19 protein-coding genes are annotated in these 22,988 nt (G+C 41.3%); all 19 read right to left on the bottom strand.

Going from position 1 to position 22,988, the window contains the following annotated elements; translation table 11 throughout:
* Window positions 1–116 precede the first annotated feature (116 nt).
* Window positions 117–293 (bottom strand): hypothetical protein, encoded by a 177-nt coding sequence (locus MHI41_RS08520; protein ID WP_019744190.1) that lies wholly within the window; start codon window positions 291–293, stop codon window positions 117–119.
* Window positions 294–497: 204 nt separating this feature from the next.
* Window positions 498–2,399 (bottom strand): DNA mismatch repair endonuclease MutL, encoded by a 1,902-nt coding sequence (gene mutL, locus MHI41_RS08515; RefSeq protein WP_342494713.1) that lies wholly within the window; start codon window positions 2,397–2,399, stop codon window positions 498–500.
* A gap of 22 nt (window positions 2,400–2,421) precedes the next feature.
* Entirely contained in the window at window positions 2,422–4,998 is a 2,577-nt protein-coding gene (gene mutS / locus MHI41_RS08510; RefSeq protein ID WP_342494712.1) for a DNA mismatch repair protein MutS, read from the bottom strand.
* Window positions 4,999–5,122: 124 nt separating this feature from the next.
* Window positions 5,123–5,668: an outer spore coat protein CotE gene (gene cotE, locus MHI41_RS08505; RefSeq protein WP_007499466.1), complete on the bottom strand. Its 546-nt coding sequence runs from the start codon at window positions 5,666–5,668 to the stop codon at window positions 5,123–5,125.
* A 248-nt stretch (window positions 5,669–5,916) separates the two neighbouring features.
* Window positions 5,917–6,351, bottom strand: a complete 435-nt coding sequence (locus MHI41_RS08500; RefSeq protein WP_008344661.1) for a RicAFT regulatory complex protein RicA family protein — start codon at window positions 6,349–6,351, stop codon at window positions 5,917–5,919.
* 1 nt (window position 6,352) lies between these two features.
* Entirely contained in the window at window positions 6,353–7,879 is a 1,527-nt protein-coding gene (gene miaB / locus MHI41_RS08495) for a tRNA (N6-isopentenyl adenosine(37)-C2)-methylthiotransferase MiaB (protein WP_342494711.1), read from the bottom strand.
* Between the two features lie 157 nt (window positions 7,880–8,036).
* Complete coding sequence (locus MHI41_RS08490; protein WP_007499472.1) at window positions 8,037–9,218, bottom strand: glycine C-acetyltransferase; 1,182 nt, start codon at window positions 9,216–9,218, stop codon at window positions 8,037–8,039.
* Complete coding sequence (tdh, locus tag MHI41_RS08485) at window positions 9,215–10,279, bottom strand: L-threonine 3-dehydrogenase (protein WP_342494710.1); 1,065 nt, start codon at window positions 10,277–10,279, stop codon at window positions 9,215–9,217. Before tdh ends, MHI41_RS08490 begins: the two co-directional genes overlap by 4 nt.
* 177 nt (window positions 10,280–10,456) lie before the next feature.
* Entirely contained in the window at window positions 10,457–13,501 is a 3,045-nt protein-coding gene (locus MHI41_RS08480) for an efflux RND transporter permease subunit (protein WP_342494709.1), read from the bottom strand.
* Between the two features lie 203 nt (window positions 13,502–13,704).
* Window positions 13,705–13,965, bottom strand: coding sequence for a stage V sporulation protein SpoVS (spoVS, locus tag MHI41_RS08475; RefSeq protein WP_003211281.1), 261 nt, complete (start codon window positions 13,963–13,965; stop codon window positions 13,705–13,707).
* Between the two features lie 202 nt (window positions 13,966–14,167).
* Window positions 14,168–14,962, bottom strand: coding sequence for a TIGR00282 family metallophosphoesterase (locus MHI41_RS08470; RefSeq protein ID WP_019744184.1), 795 nt, complete (start codon window positions 14,960–14,962; stop codon window positions 14,168–14,170).
* Window positions 14,963–15,051: 89 nt separating this feature from the next.
* Window positions 15,052–16,614: a ribonuclease Y gene (gene rny, locus MHI41_RS08465; protein WP_007499477.1), complete on the bottom strand. Its 1,563-nt coding sequence runs from the start codon at window positions 16,612–16,614 to the stop codon at window positions 15,052–15,054.
* Between the two features lie 300 nt (window positions 16,615–16,914).
* On the bottom strand, window positions 16,915–17,958 hold the full coding sequence (recA, locus tag MHI41_RS08460) for a recombinase RecA (RefSeq protein WP_007499478.1): 1,044 nt from the start codon (window positions 17,956–17,958) through the stop codon (window positions 16,915–16,917).
* A 177-nt stretch (window positions 17,959–18,135) separates the two neighbouring features.
* Window positions 18,136–19,386 carry a competence/damage-inducible protein A gene (locus MHI41_RS08455; protein ID WP_342494708.1) on the bottom strand — a complete coding sequence of 417 codons (1,251 nt, stop codon included), beginning with the start codon at window positions 19,384–19,386 and terminating at the stop codon, window positions 18,136–18,138.
* Between the two features lie 16 nt (window positions 19,387–19,402).
* Complete coding sequence (pgsA, locus tag MHI41_RS08450) at window positions 19,403–19,984, bottom strand: CDP-diacylglycerol--glycerol-3-phosphate 3-phosphatidyltransferase (protein WP_008344688.1); 582 nt, start codon at window positions 19,982–19,984, stop codon at window positions 19,403–19,405.
* A gap of 73 nt (window positions 19,985–20,057) precedes the next feature.
* Window positions 20,058–20,969, bottom strand: coding sequence for a helix-turn-helix domain-containing protein (locus MHI41_RS08445; RefSeq protein ID WP_019744182.1), 912 nt, complete (start codon window positions 20,967–20,969; stop codon window positions 20,058–20,060).
* Between the two features lie 23 nt (window positions 20,970–20,992).
* Window positions 20,993–21,784, bottom strand: coding sequence for a DUF3388 domain-containing protein (locus MHI41_RS08440; protein WP_003211480.1), 792 nt, complete (start codon window positions 21,782–21,784; stop codon window positions 20,993–20,995).
* A gap of 131 nt (window positions 21,785–21,915) precedes the next feature.
* Window positions 21,916–22,173 (bottom strand): DUF3243 domain-containing protein, encoded by a 258-nt coding sequence (locus tag MHI41_RS08435; protein ID WP_008344693.1) that lies wholly within the window; start codon window positions 22,171–22,173, stop codon window positions 21,916–21,918.
* 73 nt (window positions 22,174–22,246) lie between these two features.
* Window positions 22,247–22,975 (bottom strand): SDR family oxidoreductase, encoded by a 729-nt coding sequence (locus MHI41_RS08430; protein WP_342494707.1) that lies wholly within the window; start codon window positions 22,973–22,975, stop codon window positions 22,247–22,249.
* Window positions 22,976–22,988 lie beyond the last annotated feature (13 nt).

Genomic DNA, 22,988 nt, shown 5'->3' with positions numbered 1-22,988 from the left:
GTGCTTACTGCATTTTATATAATTGTTACACCATATCTCATTATGGTCTGTCATCATTTAGTTGGCAAACCCACATAAAATCTATCGTTAAAAAAACCTCAGTCAAATGGTGTTTTTTATTGTTGTTTTTGCTCTTTTAGTTTTTTAAAAATCACAAATTGATATACGCCAAATAGTAAGGTTAGAATCATCATTGCGGTAAATAGTTGGTCGACTGGAAGCAAAAAATATACGACAAAAAAAGATAAAAGCAAAACAAAGTAACCTATATTGAACGCTTTTTTGAATGTCATCATATTCCCTCCTTTTTACAATCATATCACGCTACACCTAATCGTATAACCAAATAACAAAAACCCCTATCCATTTGAGGAAAGGGGTTATCCTTACAACATGACAGCGGGTGTTTATCTTCACATCACAAAAACACGAACCAAACTATCGGATTGAAAAATTAATTGGTGGGCAAACCGATTCACCCACCATCTCAAACCTCGCTACATGACCCGTTTAAACATCTTCTCCATTTCATATGTGGAATGATGAATCATAATTGGCCGGCCATGCGGACATGTAAATGGGTCTTGTGTTTGCCGGAGTTCATCTAATAAGGCTTTGATTTCATCGTGACGCAAATGACGATTTGCTTTAATCGAGCCTTTACAACTCATCATGATCGCCGCTTCTTCTCTCAGTTTCTTGATATCCACACGCTTTTCATCAAGTACTTGCTGAATGATTTCTTCGATGAGTTCAGCCTCTTCTCCTTTAGGAAACCACTGCGGATGCGATCGAACGATATAGCTGCCTGATCCGAATGGCTCTAAGAAGACCCCTACTTTTGCTAAAATATCGATATGCTCTTCAATAATCAACATATCGTTTTTTGAGTAGTGAAAAGTTAATGGAACAAGCATTTCTTGCACTTCCTGTTCAATGTCTCCTACCTTTTCACGAAAGTACTCATACTTGATTCGCTCTTGGGCAGCGTGCTGATCGATGATATAAAGACCGCGTTCATTTTGAGCCAAAATATACGTTCCGTGCATTTGTCCAATCGGATACATGACAGGGACACGTTCACTTTCAGCCTGATGCTGGGCTGCACTGTCTTCCAGTATCACTTCGTCATGTTGTTCATGCGAAGCTGCAGATTCCTCTACATATACATGTTCAAACGTTTCTTCAGACGATGCTGGTAAAGTCGCTTCCGTACTTTCCGGTTCACGCATACCGTATGTGTCGTTCTGACTGGTCTCGTATACAGCCGATGCGAGCGAGTCCGGCTCATAGGAAACAGGTGTTTCCATTCGGCTATTCATTGTTTGTTTAGAATCAAAAGATAATGACTGTTGCTCATTTTTCACTGCTGGCATTGGTGCTTTTTTTGGCACTGAAGCACTTGGAATAAGCTGCTGCTTTTGAAAGACGTCCTTAATCCCTTGTTTGATCAACTCATGAAGTTCCTGCTCTTTACTTAATCTTACTTCAAGTTTAGAAGGATGTACGTTCACATCGACTAAAATTGGGTCCATCTTCATCTCAATAAATGTAATCGGATGGCGTCCGATCGGGAGCAGTGTATGGTATCCTTCATGAATGGCTTTCACCAGCGGGAAATGCTTGACATATCTGCCGTTGACAACAGAAGACATATAATTACGTGATGCCCTTGTCACTTCTGGTAAGGAAATATAGCCTTTCACTTCAAAATCAAGTGATTGTACATGTAGTGGCAGCATTTTTTTGGCCACTGCCGTTCCATAAATGGACGCAAGCACATGCCGCACATCTCCGTTTCCATTTGTTTGAAGCAGCACTTTTCCTTGATGTCGCAAACGAATCGACACTTCTGGATGAGCAAGTGCAATTCGGTTCACAACATCAGAAATGTTGCCAAGCTCCGTATGAACAGTTTTCATGTATTTTAGACGGGCTGGCGTATTATAAAATAAGTTGGTGACCACAATTTCGGTGCCGCGACGGCCAGAGGTTTTTTTCTCCGAAATGATCTTCCCGCCTTGGAGAGCTAAGTGTGTTCCAGCACCTTCACCGGTACTTGTCTTCATTTCTAAGTGAGAGACAGAGGCAATACTTGGCAGCGCCTCCCCCCTGAAACCGAGCGTCCTGACACGAAACAGATCATTTTCATCTTTGATTTTACTCGTCGCATGACGCTGAAAGGCGAGCTTACAATCTTCAGCATCGATTCCCACCCCATTATCAATAATTCTAATAGAAGAAAGTCCTGCTTCTTCTACATCGATTTCAATGACAGTACTACTAGCATCGATCGCATTTTCCACGAGCTCCTTCACGACAGAAGCCGGACGTTCGACCACTTCACCAGCTGCAATTTTATTTGATAGGTCATCGGATAACTGAATAATCTTTGCCATTTCTTGCTCACCTCACCTTACATTATAATTTCTTTTGCAATTCATATAGCTTTGTCATCGCTTCAAGCGGTGTCATATCCATTAAATTAAATGACTTCAATTCTTCGATCACTGCTTGATCTTTGTTTTTCAGCAAAGGTTTTGTTTGCGGTTTTTCTTCCACTTCAAAGAAAGAAAGCTGCTGTTTTTCCTCAGCCAGTTCTTTTTTCGGGGCTTTAGAGACGCGCGGAATCACTTCATGTGATCCGCTCTCAAGCTCCGTTAAGATGGTCTGAGCTCGATCAATGATCGCATCAGGCAGTTCAGCAAGCTGCGCTACATGGATGCCGTAGCTTTTATCCGCTGCTCCTTCTTTGATTTGATGTAAGAAAACAACTGTCCCTTCATGCTCTTCAGCTCGTACGTGGACATTTTTCAGTTCGCTTAATTGGGATTCAAGTACCGTCAGTTCATGATAATGAGTGGAGAAAAGGGTTTTGGCACCAATATGATCATGCACAAATTCAATGATTGCCTGTGCAAGAGCCATTCCATCATAAGTGCTTGTCCCGCGTCCAATTTCATCAAATAAAATCAAGCTGTTCTTTGTCGCATGTACCATTGCATTTTTTGCTTCGAGCATCTCTACCATAAAAGTACTTTGACCAGAAATCAAATCATCTGCCGCCCCAATGCGTGTAAAGATTTGGTCAAATATCGGAAGGGTTGCCTTTGATGCTGGCACAAAACAGCCAATTTGCGCAAGAATTGAGATCAATGCCATTTGTCTCATATATGTGCTTTTCCCTGACATATTCGGACCAGTAATGAGCAAGGTTTGTCTCCCTTTGCCCATTTGGCAGTCATTCGGCACATATTCTTGATGATCCATCACTTTTTCAACAACAGGATGACGTCCATCTATGACTTCCACTTCATCTGCTGAAAATTCAGGGCGGACATAACGCCGCTTTTCACTCACAGTCGCAAAGCATTGCAGCGCATCAAGCTCACTCATTTGTTTTGCGAGCAGCTGTAATCTAGGAATATACGCTTTTACTTGTTCCCGAAGCGCAGAAAATAGTTCATATTCCAATTCACTAATATTTGATTCCGCCTCAAGAATAAGGGCTTCTTTTTCTTTCAATTCAGGTGTAATATACCGCTCTGCATTGGCAAGGGTTTGTTTTCTTTCATAACGACCTTCTTCTAATAAATGCGTATTTGCCCGGGTCACTTCGATATAGTAGCCAAACACCTTATTAAAGCCGACTTTCAACGAACGAATGCCTGTATATTCTCTTTCTTGCTGTTCAAGACGAGCGATCCAATCTTTCCCGTTTCGGCTCGCATCACGATATTCATCTAATTTTGCATTGTAGCCGTCTTTAATCAAATTGCCTTCTTTTAACGTCATCGGCGGATTCTCATAAAGAGCATCTTCTAATAAATCAAGTAAATCACCGCATGGGTCGATGTCATTTGCTCTAGATTTTGCCATTTCTTCCGGGAGAGAATGGACAAGCTCTTTAATAGCCGGCACTTGCTTGAGAGATTCTTTCAATTGAATGAGATCACGGGCATTCACATTTCCAAATGCCACACGGCCCGCTAGACGTTCAAGATCATACACTTGCTTTAAACGTTCTCGCAGATCCTCTCGCTCAAAGAAATGTTCCATCAAAATTTGCACCATTTCCTGGCGTTCTTTGATTTGTGAAAGGCGGATGAGCGGACGATCGATCCATTGCTTCAGCAATCTTCCGCCCATTGCCGTTTTTGTTTCATCTAAGAGCCATAATAAAGAACCCTTCTTGCTTTTTGAACGGATGGTTTCTGTTAATTCAAGGTTTCTTTTTGAGTAAAGATCAATTTTCATCGTTTGTTCAAGCTGAAACACTTGAACTTGCTGAAGATGATCAAGACTCCTTTTTTGCGTTCTTCTTAAGTATGCATAGAGTGTTAAAAATGCTCTTTTTAGATGTTCGTCAAGATGAGCAACGAGTCGTTCCGCTTCATCTATTAATTCATCGCTATCCTCGTATGAGATGGTCGCTTGGCAGCGTTCCTTCAGGGTTTTCACCGTTTCTTCATCAAGCTGCTTTGATACCACAATCTCTTTTGCACCGACAGAATAAATTTCAGACACAACTTCATCTAACCGTTCAATGAAAGCCGCCATGTTTTCACCTGTTGATAAATCGGAAAGCGCAAGACCGTAGCCATTTTGAAAACTGGAAACAGACGCGATAAAGTTATTTTCGTTTTCATTCAGTCCTTTGCCGTCCATGACCGTACCTGGTGTAATCAGTTGAACGACCTCTCTTTTGACCACACCTTTTGCCGTTTTAGGGTCTTCCACCTGCTCACAAATGGCGACTTTATAACCTTTTTCAATCAGTTGTTCTATGTATGCAGACGCAGAATGATATGGAACACCACACATTGGAATCGTGCCGCCATCCCTGCTTGTTAACGTAATTTCTAATTCTTGTGCTGCTTCTTTTGCATCATCAAAAAACATTTCATAAAAATCGCCTAAGCGAAAAAATAAAAAGGCATCTTGGTAATCTGCCTTGATCTTTAAATATTGCTGTATCATGGGCGTATAACTTGCCATATTTCTAATCCCTCACTATATTACTTTCGAATTCATACCATCTTTCATTATAGCATAAAAATTCACCTTTTTTCCCTAGATCAAAGCACAAAAAAACTAGGGGGATATGCGCCCTAGTCATCAATTACTCTTCTGGATCACCTGCGAGGAATTCTGGATGAATATCTTCTAATTCCTCATCCACTTCTTCTTCCCATTCGTGATCATCTTTTTCTTTCCAGCTTGAATTGACTTCTACAACAATTTTGGTTTCCCCTACTACTTCAGCAATGAATTCACGCTCTGCTTGAACGACAATTTTATTGCCATTTGGAGAAATGGTGACTTCTAAGCAATTGGGCTGCTGTAAGACTTTCGCAATCACTTCGTGCTCATCATCAAGGAAGTTTTTATCTTTATATCTCAGTTTGATGATATCTACATATTTTACACGTTCTGTGACCACTTCGGTTTTCGTGTTGTCTGCGTAAGAATACCACACGTTAATATCAAATGTACCTTCAATCTCAACTGTTTTACCGACTTTTTCAGCATCGTACTTATGATTAATGATCCAACCGCCTAGGATGCTGGTTGGTTTTTGCGATGGAGAAATGGTGTGTGTGCTTTGGGTAAATTTCCTCCCTTTTGCAACCACCGCTTTTGTAATAATTTCTCTGTATTCAGACATTCCGGCATGCCTCCTTGTTCTTGATCGTTTTATCTTATGCTGGGCATTCGTCTAGTGTGTCACGATTTTGAGTCTCATGTTCAATTAAATTCATTTCTGTTTCAGTGTATGCATGGTCGCCCATAAACTTGCCTTGAAAATTGGAAAAGTTGGAGAGTGAGAGATTGGGGTTGATGGAAGCTGAAGGAGAAAGAAGGTATGCAATTCTTACATCAGAAAACAAAAAACCCCGCATCTGCGGGGTTTTCTCATTTAATGGAGCAACTTGGGGATGAGTTTTTCACTTTTGAACCGGTTTCTCCTAATAAGAGGTCACCGCCGGTTGAAAGAATGATTTCATCCGTTACTTGATTAGAAATTGTGTGCGCTACAAGCTGAAGCAGGGAATTAACCTCTGTTTGTGATTCTTTGAATTCTTGAATCACTGGGATCTCATCCAGTTCTTCTTGCAGGGCATCAATTTTTTCTTCCACTTGTTTTAAGGCTTCATGTTTGCCATAATGCTTTAAATTCACAGCTTGCTTTTGCAGCGCCTTAATTTGATTAATGATCGCTGCAATTTTTGTATTTTCATTGATTTGCGCTTCTGCTTTTTTGAAGAAATCAACTTCTTCTGTTTCAGAAATCATTTTCGCGAGCTCTCTTGCGCGCTCGACAATCTCTTTCTTTGAATAAAGCGTCATTTTAATTCACCTCGATAGCTTCTCCAACCATTTCTCCGTCAAGAGACCAAGTTTTGGCTTGTGTGATTTTCACTTTGACGATGTTGCCAATCGCTTCTTTTGGTGCTTTAAAATTCACAAGCTTGCTTTTACTTGTATATCCGGCTAGGATCTCAGGGTTGTTTTTACTTTCACCCTCTACTAATACTTCGACAGTCTGCCCTTCATATTCCTTCATTTTTTTCGCAGAAATTTCATTTACGAGTGCATTCAGGCGCTGCAGACGTTCTTTTTTTACACGCATTGGCACGTTGTCTTTCATATTGGCTGCTGGTGTTCCTTCTCTTGGAGAGTAAATGAACGTATAAGCCGCATCAAACTCAACCTCACGATAGAGGGAAAGCGTCTCTTCAAACTGCTCATCTGTTTCATTAGGGAAACCAACGATAATGTCCGTTGTTAATGAAGCATTTGGCATTGCCTCTTTGATTTTGCGCACTAGGTCAAGGTAACGTTCACGGTCGTATTTTCTTGCCATGAGTTTCAGCACAGAAGAACTTCCTGATTGAACCGGCAAATGAATATGATCGAGAAGGTTTCCGCCTTTGGCAAGCACTTCAATTAAGTGATCATCAAAGTCACGCGGGTGGCTTGTTGTAAAACGGATACGTGGAATATCGATTTTACGCAGCTCATCCATTAGGTGACCAAGACCATATTCCATGTCTTCAAAATCTTTTCCATACGCATTCACGTTTTGACCAAGAAGGGTAATTTCTTTATATCCTTCTGCTGCTAAGCGTCTGACCTCTTGAATAATTTCAACCGGACGGCGGCTTCTTTCCTTACCGCGCGTGTAAGGGACGATACAGTATGTACAGAATTTATCACAGCCGTACATAATATTCACCCAGCCCTTAATTTTTCCTTGGCGGGCTCTCGGAAGATTTTCAATCACATCGCCTTCTTTAGACCAAACCTCAATGACCATTTCTTTTGAAAGGTAGCATTCAGATAATAGCTCTGGCAGGCGGTGAATGTTGTGGGTACCGAAAATCAAGTCAACAAATGGGTGTTTCTTTAAAATACGGTTAACGACCGATTCTTCTTGCGACATGCATCCGCAGACGCCTAAGATTAAATCTGGCTTTTCACGCTTTAATGCTTTTAAATGACCAAGCTCTCCAAACACTTTGTTTTCTGCATTCTCACGAATGGCACAAGTGTTTAATAAGATGACATTCGCATCTTCAGTCGAATTTGTTGGTTCATAACCAAGCGCCATAAAAATACCAGCCATCACTTCTGTGTCATGCTCATTCATTTGACAGCCATATGTGCGAATATAAAACTTGCGGCCGTTCCCTAACCCTTGAAACCGCTCGTCAATTTGAAATTGATTGTATTCGACTTCTTCTTTACCCCGTTTTTTTGCATCTTTTAAGGAAGGCGGAATGTACACAGCTTCAAAATACTGGCTGTAGTCCTTCTCGGATTTTTTGTCCGATGAACTTACTTGTCCGCTCGCTTTTCTCTGCTCTTCATTCATGAATTTGTACTCCTTTCAAACCAAGCTCCACCCTACAGTATAGACTATTTTGTCGTGAATTGAAAATAAATTCATATGTGTTTTTTCTATGAAAAATGTCTATCATCTGGACAGTCATCAATACTCTTGATCAAAAGAAAAGAGAGCCTCAGCTCTCTTAATCAAGTATATTCAGTTTTTTTGCTTCTTCTTCGATGATTGTCAGTGCACGGTCAAGCTCTTCTTTTGTGTGCTCTGCTGTGATGATGGCTCTAATTCTCGCTTTTCCTTTCGCTACAGTTGGAAAAGCAATGCCTTGAGCGAAAACGCCGCGCTCGATTAATGCTTTTGAAAACCGGAAAGTGAGTGCCTCGTCTCCAATCATCATCGGAATAATAGGCGTTTCTGTTGGTGCCACCTCAAATCCAAGACCGATGACTTTTTCTTTAAAATAGGCAGCGTTCTCCCAAAGAGTTTCAATGCGCTCCGGTTCGTCTAACAGCACTTCAATGGCTTCTTCACATGCTCTAGTGACAGCCGGCGGATGTGAGGTGCTGAATAAAAATGGTCTTGCTTTATGCTTTAAGTAGTCGATTAAAACGGCAGAACCAGCGACGTAACCGCCTAGCACACCAACTGCCTTACTAAGTGTGCCAACCTGAATATGCACTCTGCCGTCAAGTTGAAAATGATTCACCGTTCCGCGCCCATTTTCACCAAGTACTCCAGACGCATGGGCATCGTCTACCATCACAAAGGCATCATATGCTTCTGCAAGTCTTACAATCTCAGGAAGCGGTGCAATATCTCCATCCATTGAGAACACACCATCTGTCACGATAAGACGAACGCGGTAATTCATCGATTTTTTTAAAATTTTCTCAAGCTCTTCCATATTAGAATGAGCATATACTTTTTTATCTGCTTTTGTTAAGCGAATCCCATCGATGATTGAGGCATGGTTCAGCTCATCTGAAATGACAATATCATCTTTTGTGAGAATGCTGGATAAGACCCCTTGGTTGGTCGTAAAGCCTGATTGGAATACAAGGGCTGCCTCTGTCTTTTTAAAAGCGGCGAGCTTTTTTTCAAGCCGTTCATGCATTGTCATCGTTCCAGCAATGGTTCGTACAGATCCTGTTCCAGCACCGAATTCATCAATCGCCTCTTTTGCCGCTTTCATCAGCCTTGGATGTGAGGTGAGACCTAAGTAGTTATTTGAAGAGAGTTGTATGACGGATTGTTCATTTAATGTCACCGTGGATGATTGTTTGGAATCGATTTCTTTCAGTGTTTGATGGGTGCCTTGCTGCTTCATTGTGTCCAATTCATCTTGTAAATACGTAAATTCTTTCATCATTTCGTCCCCCTTTGATATGATGGCATGATCAGTACCACCTTCCCGCACGTACCATTTCTCATGAGTTCAAATCCCTTTTCAAAATCTTCAAATGGCAACGTATGGGTGATAACCGGCTGTACATCAATGGTATTCGTTCTTAAAAGTTCAGATACTTGACGCCACGTCTCAAACATTTTTCTCCCCGTGATCCCTTGCACGGTTAATCCCCTAAAAACAATTTGATTCGTAATGTCAATGGTTACCGGCCGCTCTGGCAAACTTAGTATATTCACTTTCCCTCCATTTGCACAAGCTTCGAGTGCTTGATTAATCGCAACGGGATGTCCTGACATCTCACACATCACGTCTGCCCCTTCCATCCGCGTGAGCTGCTTGATCATGGCAACAGGATCATCTTTTCCGATATCCACGATATGATCTGCACCCATTTTACGGGCAAGATCCAGTCTGTATTCATTTTTATCAACAGCGAACACTTGGACAGCCCCGGAGGCTTTTGCAACCGCAATCGCCATTAAACCAATGGGCCCGCAGCCAAAAACCGCCACTGACTTTCCTGAAACAGGTGTATGCAGAACTGTATGAACAGCATTTCCAAGCGGTTCTTGAATAGATGCAAGTTCCACTGGCATTTGAGCTGGATTATGCCACACATTTTGTTCTGGTACTTTGACATATTCAGCAAAACAGCCATCAATGTCGACCCCTAAAATTTTCGTTTCGCTACACAAATGCTGCTGACCCGTTAAACACATGTAACACTGATTACAGACAATATGCGTCTCAGCCGATACAAAATCCCCTACTTTCGCTCGAGAGACTTGGTTCCCCGTTTTGACAACTTCCCCTGTGAATTCATGACCAAAAATGTACGGTGCTTTGACTCTCCCCTTCGCCCAATCATCCCAATTATAAATATGCACATCCGTTCCGCATATTGATGTAGCCTTTACCTGGATGAGCACTTCATGATCACTTATTTCTGGAATCGGCATTTGCATCATCGTCGCTCCGTAAGCGCTTTCTTTTTTAACAATCGCTTTCATCGTTCCACACATGACGTACAACCCCTTTGTTAAAAAACTTCTCCCAATCCGATCTTATCATGTCTTATTTTAGACGTAAATACTGATGTCTTTCAGGAGAAGACAAATGAACACTCCACATATTTTTTTAGATATTTTTCTAAAAAAAAAAGCAAATCTCCTTTTATTCGGAGATTTGCTTTTAAGTTGTCAGCGTTTTTTTGAAACGGCCACATATAAAGCCGGCACAATCAGTAGTGTAAGAATCGTTGAGAAAAAGACACCTGATACGATGCAGATCGCTAGCGGCTTAAAGAGTGGGTCATTACTTAAAGCAACGGGCATAAGAGCGACAAGTGCTGTAAATGCTGTCAGCAAAATAGGTCTAATCCTTGCTCTCCCCGCTTCAATCACAGCTGCCTGTTGATCGAGACCTTGCTTGCGCCTCTGTTCAATAAATTCAAACAAAACGACCGCATTTCGGACAACAATACCTGCCAATGAGACAATCCCCATTGTGGCCATAAAGCTAAACGGCGTTTGAGTGACAAATAGTCCAATAATGGCGCCGGATATCGCTAAGTAAACCGTTCCAAGAACTAAAAGCGGAAGCATGAGTGAATTGAACTGGAAAGCGATGGTCACATAAATGAGCAGCAAAACTACCCCAAATAAGAGACTAATTTCAATAAAGAATTGGGTTTGATCTTCATTTTCTCCGCCCTGAGAAATGGTCAAATTCTTCGCTGCATCGCTTTTCCCAACTTCATTTACGACTTCCTTCATATCGTCTTTAAACGTATCTAATGTGCCAGGATATGCCTTTAATGTGATCGTTGGCATCCCGTTTTCATGCGGAATGCTTTCAAATTGCTCTGTTTCTTTTTCTTTTACGTATCGGCTAAGCGGCTCAAGTTGAGGCATGCCACCCTCATTTGCACTCACAGGCACCTTGATGTCTTTTAGCTTCAGTCCGTTTTGATGTGTGCTCATGTCTTGTTTCACTACGAGATCGATGTCATCTGTTCCTTGTTTAAAGGTGCCTAATGGAATTCCTTCTGTGACAAGGCCAAGCTGTCTGCTGACAAACTGAGCAGTGAGCCCATCCTCTGCCATTCGGTCACGATTTAATTCAAATGAGATGGTTTTCACCGGTTGATTGACATCGTCTGTGATCAGACTTGCTCCGCTTTCTTTCATTTCTTTTGTGAGCTTCTCTTTCACATCAACGAGCTTTGAAAATTGTTCTCCTGCAATGGTTACGGTCACAGGCGCTCCAGTTGGCGGACCTTGAACAATGGTTTTCATAAAGATATCAGCATCTTTAAATTTCTTTCGCAATGGCTCTGTCATACGATCGATCAATGCTTTGCTTGTCATCTGCTCATTGTCTACTCTGACAACAATCTGACCAGTATGATCACTTGCGTTTGAAATGCTTTCATTAAACAAGTTCGGCACACCGCCGCCTGCAAAAATGGCCGTCTCTTCAATGCCTTTTTGCTGTTTGATCTCTTGTTCTATTTTCTCTAATGTGTCATTTGTTTTATCTAAGGTTGTTTCACTTGGAAGTGTCACAGTGACAACAACTTCTTTCTTATTCGCCGCAGGGAAAAACTCAAATGGTGTGGCGAAAATAAGCAAAAAGGCAAGTGTGGCAACGAGCAAACCACTTAATCCAATGAGAAGTGGCCGCTTCACGATGTTTGTCAGTACTCGATCTGCATAAAAATCAGCTAATCTTTTTAATGGTTTGCCTAAAAAGCCCGGTTCCTTTTGAATCTTCTTGTTCTTTCTTTTTCGGTTTGCTGTATATTGATACACTGGCACAAGTGTCAATGAAATAACCATTGACGCAAGTACAGTTGTGACTAGAACAGACGGTAACGCTCGAATAAATGAACCGTTCGCACCAGAAAGGAAAACAAGCGGCAAGAAGGCAAAGACAACTGCCAGTGTTGACGTTAAAATGGATCCAGCCACTTCTTTTACACCTGCAATTGTTCCTTTAAGCGGACTTTCGTATTTTTTCATCTGCCTTAAAATATTATCGTTGACGACAATGGCGTCATCTACAAGTATCCCTAGGGCAATGATAAAGCCAATAATTGAAATTTGATTAAGGTCCACTTGTAAAAACGGCAGCGGGATGGTTCCGATCGTTATGGATAGCGGAATCGCAAGTGAAACGATAAACGCACCACCAATGGTTAGACCAAGTGTGGTGACGACAATGACGGCGATGACAGCCACGATCGCTTCTTTGATTAAATCGTTAAAAATAGCATCTACTTCACTTTTTTGTGAATAGTAGTCTATCCAATCCACACCATTTGGCAGCTCTTTCTCTTTTTCAATGACCGCACTGACTTTGTCATACATTTTAGGAATATCCAGTCCTGGCTTGATATTGACTGTAAATGAATAGGCTGGCTTTCCGTTATATGAAACGATATCACTTTTCTCTTTTTCTACTTCTTTTAAACGACCAAGCTGACCGATTGTAACAGGCTCTCGGCTCGTTTTTGAGAAGATCTCAATCTTTTTGATTTGATCTAAACGATCATAGGCATCAATGGACAGCTTGACCTTTTCTCCATCTGCCTGGACGTCACCTAGAGGGGATGTCTCAAATTCTTGATTGATGGCATTTGTGACATCGGTCACGTTTAACCCGTTATCCTCCAGTTTACTTGAATCCAAGTTCAATATCGCTTGTTTGTCATTGAATCCTTTGATGACAACTCCATCAACACCTTTGATGTCCTCCACTTTTTCTTTTAACGCACGCAGCGATTCCTGACTTTTTGCTAAATCAGATGATTTACTTGCTACAATCATATAAGAACCAACTGGCACGTTGCCAAACTCATCCTTTACATCTGGCTCCATCACACCATCTGGAAAAGAAGAGGCGGCATTTGTGGTTTCACTCTTGATTTGACTTGCCACCTTTTGAAAATCGGCTTGATCATCAATTTCAAGCACAATATTTGAGAAACCAATAGCAGAAACAGAGCTTGTCTTCTCTACACCATTGATATCAGAAATGGCCGACTCAAGCTTATTGGTGACATCACTTTCTACCTGTTTTGCATCTGCACCAGGGAAAACAGTCGAAATGGTTACAATATTCGCTTGAAACTCTGGCAGTTCTCGTTTAGGAAGCTGTGTAAACAAATAACCTCCAGCAATGAGAACGATAAAAAATAAAATAAAAACAAGCTTTCCTCTTTTTAAAAAAGCTTCAACCATTATTTCACCTACTTAAATATTTATTTTTGATGAAGTATTTTCAACTTAATCTTAATTTATCATCATGGTGAAAAAATGCAAGCTCTAATATGTCATTTTCTATCTATTTTGTGAAAGAAATATGTTATATGAGAAATGTATAGCGGTAAACAAAAACAACCTGCTTACATGATGTAAGCAGGTTGAAAATAATAAAATTAGAATTATCGTGGTTCAACAATCAGTTTGATTGCTGTTCTTTCTTCTCCATCGATAAGAATGTCAGTAAAGGCTGGAATGCATATCAAATCCACTCCGCTAGGCGCAACAAATCCCCTTGCAATGGCGACAGCCTTGACCGCCTGATTCAGTGCTCCAGCGCCGATAGCCTGTATTTCCGCTGCACCGCGTTCACGTAAAACGCCGGCTAATGCTCCTGCTACTGAATTTGGATTTGACTTTGCTGAAACTTTTAAAATTTCCATTTTTGCTCCCCCTTAAATTTACAATGGATAAGTGAGTGTTCATTAGAACAATCTTTGTTAGATGTTGCTATTTTTTTGAAAATCCATCCCCAAAATGTTTTTCAAAAATAGCAGGCTACCTACCATTTTTACTATATTCACGATAGAGGGCGCATATTCCTTCTTTCTGATTAATATTTTTCTGAAATAAATATGTGAATATTTATTCAAAGAAAATATGGTCATCATTTATCAAAATTCGATCAATTTTGACAGCTTTTTTCGACGGTTCGTCAATTTCTACGATCACTGCACTTAATGTCGTGCGGCCTTCTGCAATTTCAAAACGGACAGGAAGGCTCGTTTTAAATCGTTTAATAATCGTTTCCCGATCAACACCTAAAATGCCGTCATAAGGACCAGTCATGCCAACATCCGAAATATAAGCAGTTCCTTTTGGCAAGACGCGGTTATCTGCTGTTTGAACATGTGTATGTGTTCCAACGACACATGATGCACGGCCATCTGTATACCAACCCATTGCTTGCTTTTCACTTGTGGCTTCACCATGAAAATCAATAAAAATAAACGGTGTACGTTTTGAAGCTTCTGCTATAAGCTCATCTACTTTTTGAAATGGGCAGTCAATCGGAGGTAAAAATGTGCGGCCTTGCAAGTTGATGACAGCTAGTTCTTTACCTTGTTTTTTAATAAAAGTGAGCCCTTTCCCTGGTGTACCTTGCGGGAAGTTTGCCGGACGAACAATATGGGGTGCATCATCGATGAAATCGAAAATGTCTCTTTTATCCCATGTATGGTTCCCCATCGTGAGCACATCAGCCCCAGCTTGAAGCAGCTCGTGATAGATTTTTTCAGTAAGGCCTTTCCCATGAGCCGCATTTTCTCCATTGACAATCGTAAAGTGCGGCTGATATTTTTTCTTTAGCTTTGGCAAGTATTCTTTCAGTGTATCTCTGCCAGGTGAACCAACGATATCTCCAACAAATAATATTTTCATACGTTTTGAACCCTTTCTCTTATAAAATGATCTTCTTATCAGTGTTGCATATTTACACAAAAAAATAAAGCGGCGCTAAGCGCACCGCTCTATTTTGCATACTCTACTGCGCGAGTTTCTCGAATAACTGTCACTTTAATGTGACCAGGGTAATCGAGCTCGTCCTCAATCCGCTTACGAATATCCCTTGCTAGACGGTGAGCTTCAAGATCATTAATTGAATCTGGCTTCACCATAATACGCACTTCACGTCCAGCTTGTATCGCAAACGATTTTTCAACACCTTCATAAGATTCAGAGATGTCTTCTAATTTCTCAAGTCTCCGAATGTAATTTTCAAGCGTCTCACTTCTTGCACCAGGGCGTGCTGCAGATAATGCATCGGCTGCCGCAACAAGAACAGCGATAATAGATGTCGGTTCTTGGTCACCATGGTGAGATGCAATACTGTTGATGACAACAGGATGCTCTTTATATTTCGTCGCAAGCTCAACGCCAATTTCCACGTGGCTTCCTTCTACTTCATGATCAATGGCTTTTCCAATGTCATGCAGAAGACCTGCTCGTTTTGCAAGCTTTGCATCTTCTCCAAGCTCTGAAGCCATGAGACCTGCAAGATGTGCAACCTCAATTGAATGCTTCAGGACATTTTGTCCATAACTTGTACGGAATTTTAAGCGACCGAGAATTTTGATGAGATCCGGATGCAAACCGTGAACTCCGACTTCAAATGTCGTTTGCTCACCCATCTCGCGGATATAATCATCGACTTCACGGCGTGATTTTTCCACCATTTCTTCAATTCGTGCAGGATGAATACGTCCATCCTGGACTAGCTTGTCCAGAGCTATCCTCGCTGTTTCACGTCTTATCGGATCAAAGCCCGATAAGATGACAGCTTCAGGTGTATCATCAATGATCAGGTCAATACCTGTTAACGTTTCTAACGTACGGATATTTCGTCCTTCACGTCCGATAATACGACCTTTCATCTCATCATTTGGAAGATTGACTACAGATACCGTTGTTTCAGCTACATGATCAGCTGCACAACGCTGTAACGCAAGTGAAAGAATGTTTTTCGCTTTTTTATCAGCCTCTTCTTTCGCCCGGTTTTCAGATTCTTTCGTCATGACTGCAATGTCGTGGGAAAGCTCATTTTCAACTTGATCCAGAATGATTTGTTTCGCTTCATCTCGAGTTAGACTAGAAATACGCTCCAACTCAGCTTTCTGCAAACGAATCATATCATCCACTTTGCTTTCCATCTCTTCAATATGTTGTTGTCGTTCATTCAGAGAATGATCTCTCTTCTCCAACAGGGACTCCCGTTTATCTAAAGTCTCGTCCTTGCGATCAAGGTTTTCCTCTTTTTGAAGTAAACGGTTTTCTTGTCTTTGAAGCTCATTACGTCTTTCACGAACTTCTTGCTCCGCCTCTACACGAAACGAATGAATTTCATCTTTCGCTTCTAAGAGCGCTTCTTTCTTCAATGCTTCCGCATCACGCTTTGCATCCTCAACAATTTGTTCGGCCATGTTTCTTGCGCCGGATATTTTTGCTTCTGCAATGGTTTTACGAACAAAGTAGCCAACAACTAAACAGATTAGGCTCAGCAAAATGGAGATGATCGTAAACATCGTAGGCGACATATTTTCACCTCCTCTTGCTATGAACTTGGTTTTACAAATAAAGTGTCGGCATGTACATTGTTTTGTGTCTCAACATACAGGGCCTTCACAGGGAATGAGATCCTCACTGCCCTTGTCAAGTTTAAATTAGTTATCAATCATGTTAAGAAAAACAAGTGATACATTCCCATTGTAATTGTGTCGGAAATACTTGTCAAGCTAGTCAGACTGAGGCGTAAGTCGTTATTTCAAGCAAAGACAGAACTTTTGACCCGCTAGCTGTTATGTAATTGTAAAAAAAAGACGCTTTTCAGCGTCTTTTTAGTCATTCAATTCCAATTCTTCTTGTCCTTCTTCGTCAGTTGATTTCACTCCGTTTGTATCCAAACCGTAGTGCTCCCTGATCTGCTCTTGAATCATAAGAAGAATGTCTTTATTCTCTTTTAGGAATTGCTTCGCATTTTCACGTCCTTGTCCAAGACGTTCCTCTTGATAAGAATACCAAGCCCCGCTCTTTTGTACGATATCTAGTTCGCTTCCAAGGTCGATGATTTCTCCCTCTTTCGAGATACCTTCACCGTACATAATGTCTACTTCGGCAATACGGAATGGCGGTGCCACTTTGTTTTTCACAACTTTAATTCTCGTTTTGTTCCCCATGATGTCGTTCCCTTGTTTCAACTGTTCAGCACGGCGTACTTCTAAACGAACAGATGAATAGAACTTAAGTGCACGTCCACCAGGCGTTGTTTCAGGATTACCAAACATAACCCCTACTTTTTCACGAATTTGGTTAATAAAGATCGCAATTGTTTTTGATTTGTTGATAGCACCAGATAGTTTACGAAGTGCTTGAGACATCAAACGTGCTTGAAGACCAACATGTGAATCTCCCATGTCTCCTTCGATCTCTGCTTTTGGTACAAGAGCAGCTACTGAGTCAATGACAACAATATCAACTGCACCACTACGAACAAGTGCTTCTGCAATTTCAAGTGCTTGTTCTCCTGTATCCGGCTGAGAAAGTAACAACTCATCAATGTTGACACCTAATTTTTGAGCGTAAACTGGATCTAGCGCATGCTCCGCATCGATAAATGCAGCTTGTCCTCCCTGCTGCTGAACCTCAGCAATCGCATGAAGTGCTACTGTCGTTTTACCAGAACTCTCTGGACCATATACTTCAATAATACGGCCGCGAGGGTATCCACCTATTCCAAGCGCAGTATCAAGTGCTAACGAACCACTAGGTACTGTTGAAATACGTGTATCTGTTTGCTCTCCTAGTTTCATAATAGAGCCTTTACCAAACTGTTTTTCTATTTGTTTAAGAGCCATATCTAAGGCTGCTTGACGATCACTCATTCTATTGTTTCCTCCTTTATCAATTCCACTATCTATACTATACCTTGTTTTACGTCATTTGCCAAGAAAAAAACGAACACATATTCGATTTTTTCTTGGCAGATTATTTAAGAAAAGAGCTGTTTCTATTAGAAAAAACGCTCTTTTATAAAGGAGTAAACCTCATAAAAAACAAAATTAACTTTCTTTTAATAATTTGAGAAGGTGGTGCAAACCATATTTCACAGCACGCTTGCGAATGCCTGATCGACTGCCAGTAAACATCCATTCAAACACGTCTGTCTGATCTTTTGTCGATAGCCCGATAAATACTTTTCCAACCGGCTGTCCCTCGTGTGGTTCAGGACCTGCCACACCTGTAAAGCTAATACCGATATCGCTTCCCGTCAGTTTTCTAACGCCTTCTGCGAGCTCTAAAGCACACTCTTTGCTGACAGCACCATGAGAAGACAATGTTTCTTCACGGCAGCCCAGCACTTGCTGCTTGACTTGATTTGTGTAACAAACCACACTGCCGTTTAAAATGGATGATGCCCCTTCAAGATCTGTCAGCCACTCTGAAAACATACCACCAGTCAGGCTTTCAGCCGCTGCTACTGTTTTCCCGTGTTCATGCAAGGCCTTTGAAGCTTCAAAGGCAAGAGATGTATCACCATATCCGTAGAAGTACTCGCCGACCCGTTCTAAAATTTGTGCTTCTGTTTCTTTTAACAGACGCTCTGTTTCTTTTTCATCCTCATGCTTGGCTGTCAGCCTTAGCGTCACTTCCCCGTCAGCTGCAAGCGGTGCAATCGTTGGATTGGTCTGTGCATCAATTAAATCTTCAAGATCTGTTTCCAGCTGAGATTCACCGATGCCAAAGAAACGCAAGACAACAGACACGATTTTTTCCTTTAGGCCGAGTTTTTCAGAAATAAGCGGCTTCGCTTCGTTTTCAAACATCGGGTGCAATTCACTTGGCGGTCCAGGGAGCAGAATGTAAAACGTATCTCCCTCTTGTATAAACATACCAGGTGCCATTCCGAAACGGTTTACGAACACATCAGATCCCTCTAGAACGAGCGCCTGTTTACGGTTGTTCGGCGACATATCACGTCCGGTTTTACGGAAGTACTCTTGAATAGACTCAAATGCTTCTTCATTTAGCACAAGCTCTTTATCGAGCGTATTTGCAATGGTTTCTTTTGTTAAATCATCTTTCGTTGGTCCAAGACCACCTGAGAAGATAATAAAATTCGATCTTTCCTGTGCCACTTGAATGGCCCTTTTTAAACGCTCTGGATTGTCACCAACTGCTGTGTGGTAATAAACATTCACACCATTTTCAGCTAGTTGTTTGCTGATGAATTGTGCATTCGTATTCGTAATTTGCCCTAGCAAAAGTTCGGAACCGACTGCAATAATTTCTGCTTTTCTCTCTGACTTCAAAGCGTACACGTCCTTTTTAGTTAGAATTCTTTAAGGCTTCCCAGTTTTTCGCAAAGTAATCCCAGCCTGAGACAACAGTGAAGAACACCGCTACCCACATGGCAAGATCACCAAATGGGAATGATACAAGTTCAAACGGCAGGTTATGCAAAAGAAGTGCCGAAATCGCAATGATTTGCGCCCACGTCTTCACTTTTCCAAGCATATTGGCTGCGACCACTTCACCGCCTCCAGCTAAGACAAGCCTTAGGCCTGTTACAGCAAATTCACGGCTAATGATCACAATTGCCATCCATGCCGGTGTGAGGTTGTATTGAACAAGTATAATTAAAGCCGCTGAAACAAGCAATTTATCTGCAAGCGGATCTAAAAATTTACCAAAGTTTGTGACTAAATTGAGCTTACGTGCATAGTAACCATCAATCCAGTCGGTTGTCGAAGCGACAATAAACAGGATCGCTCCAACAAGGTGAGTGACTTCGATACTGACGTCACCAAAGCGCGCAACACCCCAATCTAATGGAGCAAGCATAATCAACATAAACACAGGAATCAAGGCGATCCTAGAAAGAGTAATTTTATTCGGTAAGTTAAACATGAATTCCAATCCTCCAATAAAGCATTTTTTTATGTATATAATAGTAGGAACAAAAGAAAAGTCATCTACTTGCTTAAGATGACTTTTCCTTTCCTTTATTCACAATCACAATGTTTTGTGTCATGGTGTTTTTAGGGTCTAATTCGTACTTCAGCGTTTCGTCATTGACTTTAATATCGATTCCCGATGCATTTCCTAAGCGGATATCGACTTGGGAAAGATCAGTCAAGTCTGTTTTAAACGATTCGCCATCTTTCAATTCACCCATCTTCAGCACTTTTCCAGATTCGTCTCTCACACGAAGCCATGAAGCTTGTGAGGCAGAAATGGTTAGCTCCATCTCTTCTGCACCTGATACTTCATACGTTGTCGTAGAACCCTCTGTATTCGTTGCCTTCAAAGAAACATCTTCATCGTCTTTAGATGAATCCTTTGAGGAATCGTCTTTTTCAGATGATTTTTCTTGATCATCTGACGAAGCTTTTTCCTTTTTCTTTTGATCCTTTGCCAGCGATGAATCCTCAGACACTTCGTATTTTGATTCTGATTGCTGAGGAGCCGCCTGATTATTTTTCTGTCCGCTATCATGATTAACCGCTTGAACGATCACATAAATGATAGCGATCACCACAAGGATCCCTCCAATGATTAAAATCGTCGGAAGCAGCTCCAGTACCTTTGAGGCAGGCTTTGGCAGCTCTCTTTGCGGTTTAATATTTGATAATTTATCAGACACTTCATCGTTATACGTACTTGGTACATCTTTACGAAACTCTTCGAACAATTGTTCAGGATTCAGTCCAACGGCTTCGGCATATTGTTTAATAAACGCTCTGACGTAAAATTTACCTGGAATGATATCATAGTTTCCTTGTTCTATTGCTAGCAAATAGCGCTTTTGGATTTTGGTAGCCGCCATCAGATCCTCCAGCGACATCCCTTTTTCCTCTCTGGCCTCAACGAGCCGTTTTCCCAATTCAGTCAAAACAAACACCTACCATTACCATATTAAAAATCGAAGCCAGAAAAACCAGAATGATCAAACACTTGTGGTTCTTCAGCGTGCTCGTATGTAATTTCTTCGTCTGCACTATTACGCAATTCAATGATGTAGTCGAAATCATCCATTGTATATTCTGAATTTTGAATAAAGATATCTGGATGCTCTACCACCTTTGTAGCAGGCAGTCTCATAATTTCTCTTAAAAGCTGTAAGTGCTTTTCAGAACCTCTTCTTGTCGACACAATCCCATCAATAATAAAGACGTTATCTGGGCTGTATTCATCTGCAATCAGCTGACTGCGAATGGTCTGTTTCAAAAGAGTCGACGATACAAACAGCCATCTCTTACTGGCACATACACTTGAAGCAACAATTGATTCTGTTTTTCCAACCCGCGGCATTCCGCGAATTCCAATCAATTTATGTCCTTCTTTTTTAAATAATTCAGCCATAAAATCAACAAGAAGACCAAGCTCGTCCCTTTCAAAACGGAACGTCTTTTTGTCATCCGCATCACGCTGAATGTATCTTCCATGACGAACAGCTAAACGGTCACGAAGTTTTGGCTGTCTTAGTTTCGTTACTTTTATCGTTTCCATTGTATTTAAAATTGATTCAAGCCGCTTAATTTGATCTGTGTGGTCACATCGAAGAAGCATGCCGCGTCTTGATACATCAACACCATTAATTGTCACAATATTAATTGAAAGCATCCCCATTAAAGAAGAAATGTCTCCTAAAAGTCCGGGACGGTTCACCTGTATCTCATATTCAAAATACCATTCGAGCTTTGCCAAATGATATTACCCCCTTCATTGTGGCAAATTTTTACCTTCCTTTATCATAAAGCATTTTCACATTTTTAGAAAGCACAATGTTGCTAAACGTTTAAAATAAAAAGAGAGGCACAAACGACCTCTCTTTTTGTTTAGTGCGAGCTATTATTTTCAACTAGCTTGACCATCATGTTTGCAATGGCACGCTGCTCATCTTCTGATGCAACGCTCCAAAGGTCAGAAAGTACTCTTTCTTGCTCATTCTTTGCTTCAACTTCATTAGCCAGGTATCCGCCAATTTCATACGCAAGGTTATTGATGGTATCATCTGATAACCCTTTATCCTGTGCATGATTTAAACGGTCACCTAAAAAGTTTTTCCAATGGTCCCAGCTCTCAAGTACAGACATGTCGATTCCTCCATTCGAAAAGATGAATTACAGCCATAGCTTTTGTCATGGAGAGACGAATTATACACGTTTTTTAACAGTACCAGCCGCCATTCACAGATAAAATTTGACCTGTGATATAACTTGACTGCTTGGAGGCAAGAAACCAAATGACATCGGCTATCTCTTCAGGTGCGGCAAGACGGCCGAGCGGAATCTCCTCTTCCATCATCGCAAGGTCTTCTTGTGTGAAGCTTTTCATCATATCAGTCTGAACCGCACCTGGTGAGACTGCATTTGCTCTAATTCCACTTGGGGCAAGCTCTTTGGCAAGCCCTTTAATGAAGGCATTTTGAGCACCCTTGACCATACTGTACAGTACTTCACACGAGGCACCCGTTTCCCCCCATATTGAGCTAACCGCAATAATATGACCTGACTTTTTTTGAATCATGGCAGGCAAAATAGATTGGGTAAGCTCATATGGACTTGTCACATGAAGCTGCACCATGCTGGCTAGAACTTCTTTTTCAGTATCTGTCACTAAACCAACATGACTCTTTCCGCTATTTAAAACAAGAATATCTGGATCAAGCGGCAGGCGGCTGACAAGCTCTGCTGCTCCGCCTGTTTTCGCTAAATCAGCTTGAACGACGTGCGTTTCTACTTGATATGTTTCTTTGAGATCAGCGGAAAGACGACTAGCCGCTTGTTCATTTTGATGATAATGGAGCATCAGATGGCAGCCTTCTTGGGCAAGCTTTTTGGCTGCCGCCTGCCCAATTCCGCCACTGGCACCAGTAATCAGCGCCCAACGACTCATACTTTGTTCCTAC

The organism is Bacillus sp. FSL M7-0307 (assembly GCF_038627835.1).
Taxonomy (GTDB): Bacteria; Bacillota; Bacilli; order Bacillales; family Bacillaceae; genus Bacillus; species Bacillus altitudinis.
Note: the sequence above shows the minus strand (reverse complement) of the source record. Positions and strands in the feature narration are given on the sequence as shown.

Coding starts and splice junctions, on each gene's coding strand:
- rny (WP_007499477.1), bottom strand. CDS start 16,614: ATGTCGCCTACGATGTTTACGATCATCTCCATTTTGCTGAGCCTAATC.
- tdh (WP_342494710.1), bottom strand. CDS start 10,279: ATGTGTGGAACGATGAAAGCGATTGTTAAAAAAGAAAGCGCTTACGGA.
- mutL (WP_342494713.1), bottom strand. CDS start 2,399: ATGGCAAAGATTATTCAGTTATCCGATGACCTATCAAATAAAATTGCA.
- MHI41_RS08470 (WP_019744184.1), bottom strand. CDS start 14,962: ATGAAAATATTATTTGTTGGAGATATCGTTGGTTCACCTGGCAGAGAT.
- MHI41_RS08430 (WP_342494707.1), bottom strand. CDS start 22,975: ATGAGTCGTTGGGCGCTGATTACTGGTGCCAGTGGCGGAATTGGGCAG.
- MHI41_RS08490 (WP_007499472.1), bottom strand. CDS start 9,218: ATGATGAAAGAATTTACGTATTTACAAGATGAATTGGACACAATGAAG.
- mutS (WP_342494712.1), bottom strand. CDS start 4,998: ATGGCAAGTTATACGCCCATGATACAGCAATATTTAAAGATCAAGGCA.
- MHI41_RS08520 (WP_019744190.1), bottom strand. CDS start 293: ATGACATTCAAAAAAGCGTTCAATATAGGTTACTTTGTTTTGCTTTTA.
- miaB (WP_342494711.1), bottom strand. CDS start 7,879: ATGAATGAAGAGCAGAGAAAAGCGAGCGGACAAGTAAGTTCATCGGAC.
- MHI41_RS08500 (WP_008344661.1), bottom strand. CDS start 6,351: ATGACGCTTTATTCAAAGAAAGAGATTGTCGAGCGCGCAAGAGAGCTC.
- MHI41_RS08480 (WP_342494709.1), bottom strand. CDS start 13,501: ATGGTTGAAGCTTTTTTAAAAAGAGGAAAGCTTGTTTTTATTTTATTT.
- pgsA (WP_008344688.1), bottom strand. CDS start 19,984: ATGTTTAACTTACCGAATAAAATTACTCTTTCTAGGATCGCCTTGATT.
- MHI41_RS08435 (WP_008344693.1), bottom strand. CDS start 22,173: ATGTCTGTACTTGAGAGCTGGGACCATTGGAAAAACTTTTTAGGTGAC.
- recA (WP_007499478.1), bottom strand. CDS start 17,958: ATGAGTGATCGTCAAGCAGCCTTAGATATGGCTCTTAAACAAATAGAA.
- cotE (WP_007499466.1), bottom strand. CDS start 5,668: ATGTCTGAATACAGAGAAATTATTACAAAAGCGGTGGTTGCAAAAGGG.
- spoVS (WP_003211281.1), bottom strand. CDS start 13,965: ATGGAAATTTTAAAAGTTTCAGCAAAGTCAAATCCAAATTCAGTAGCA.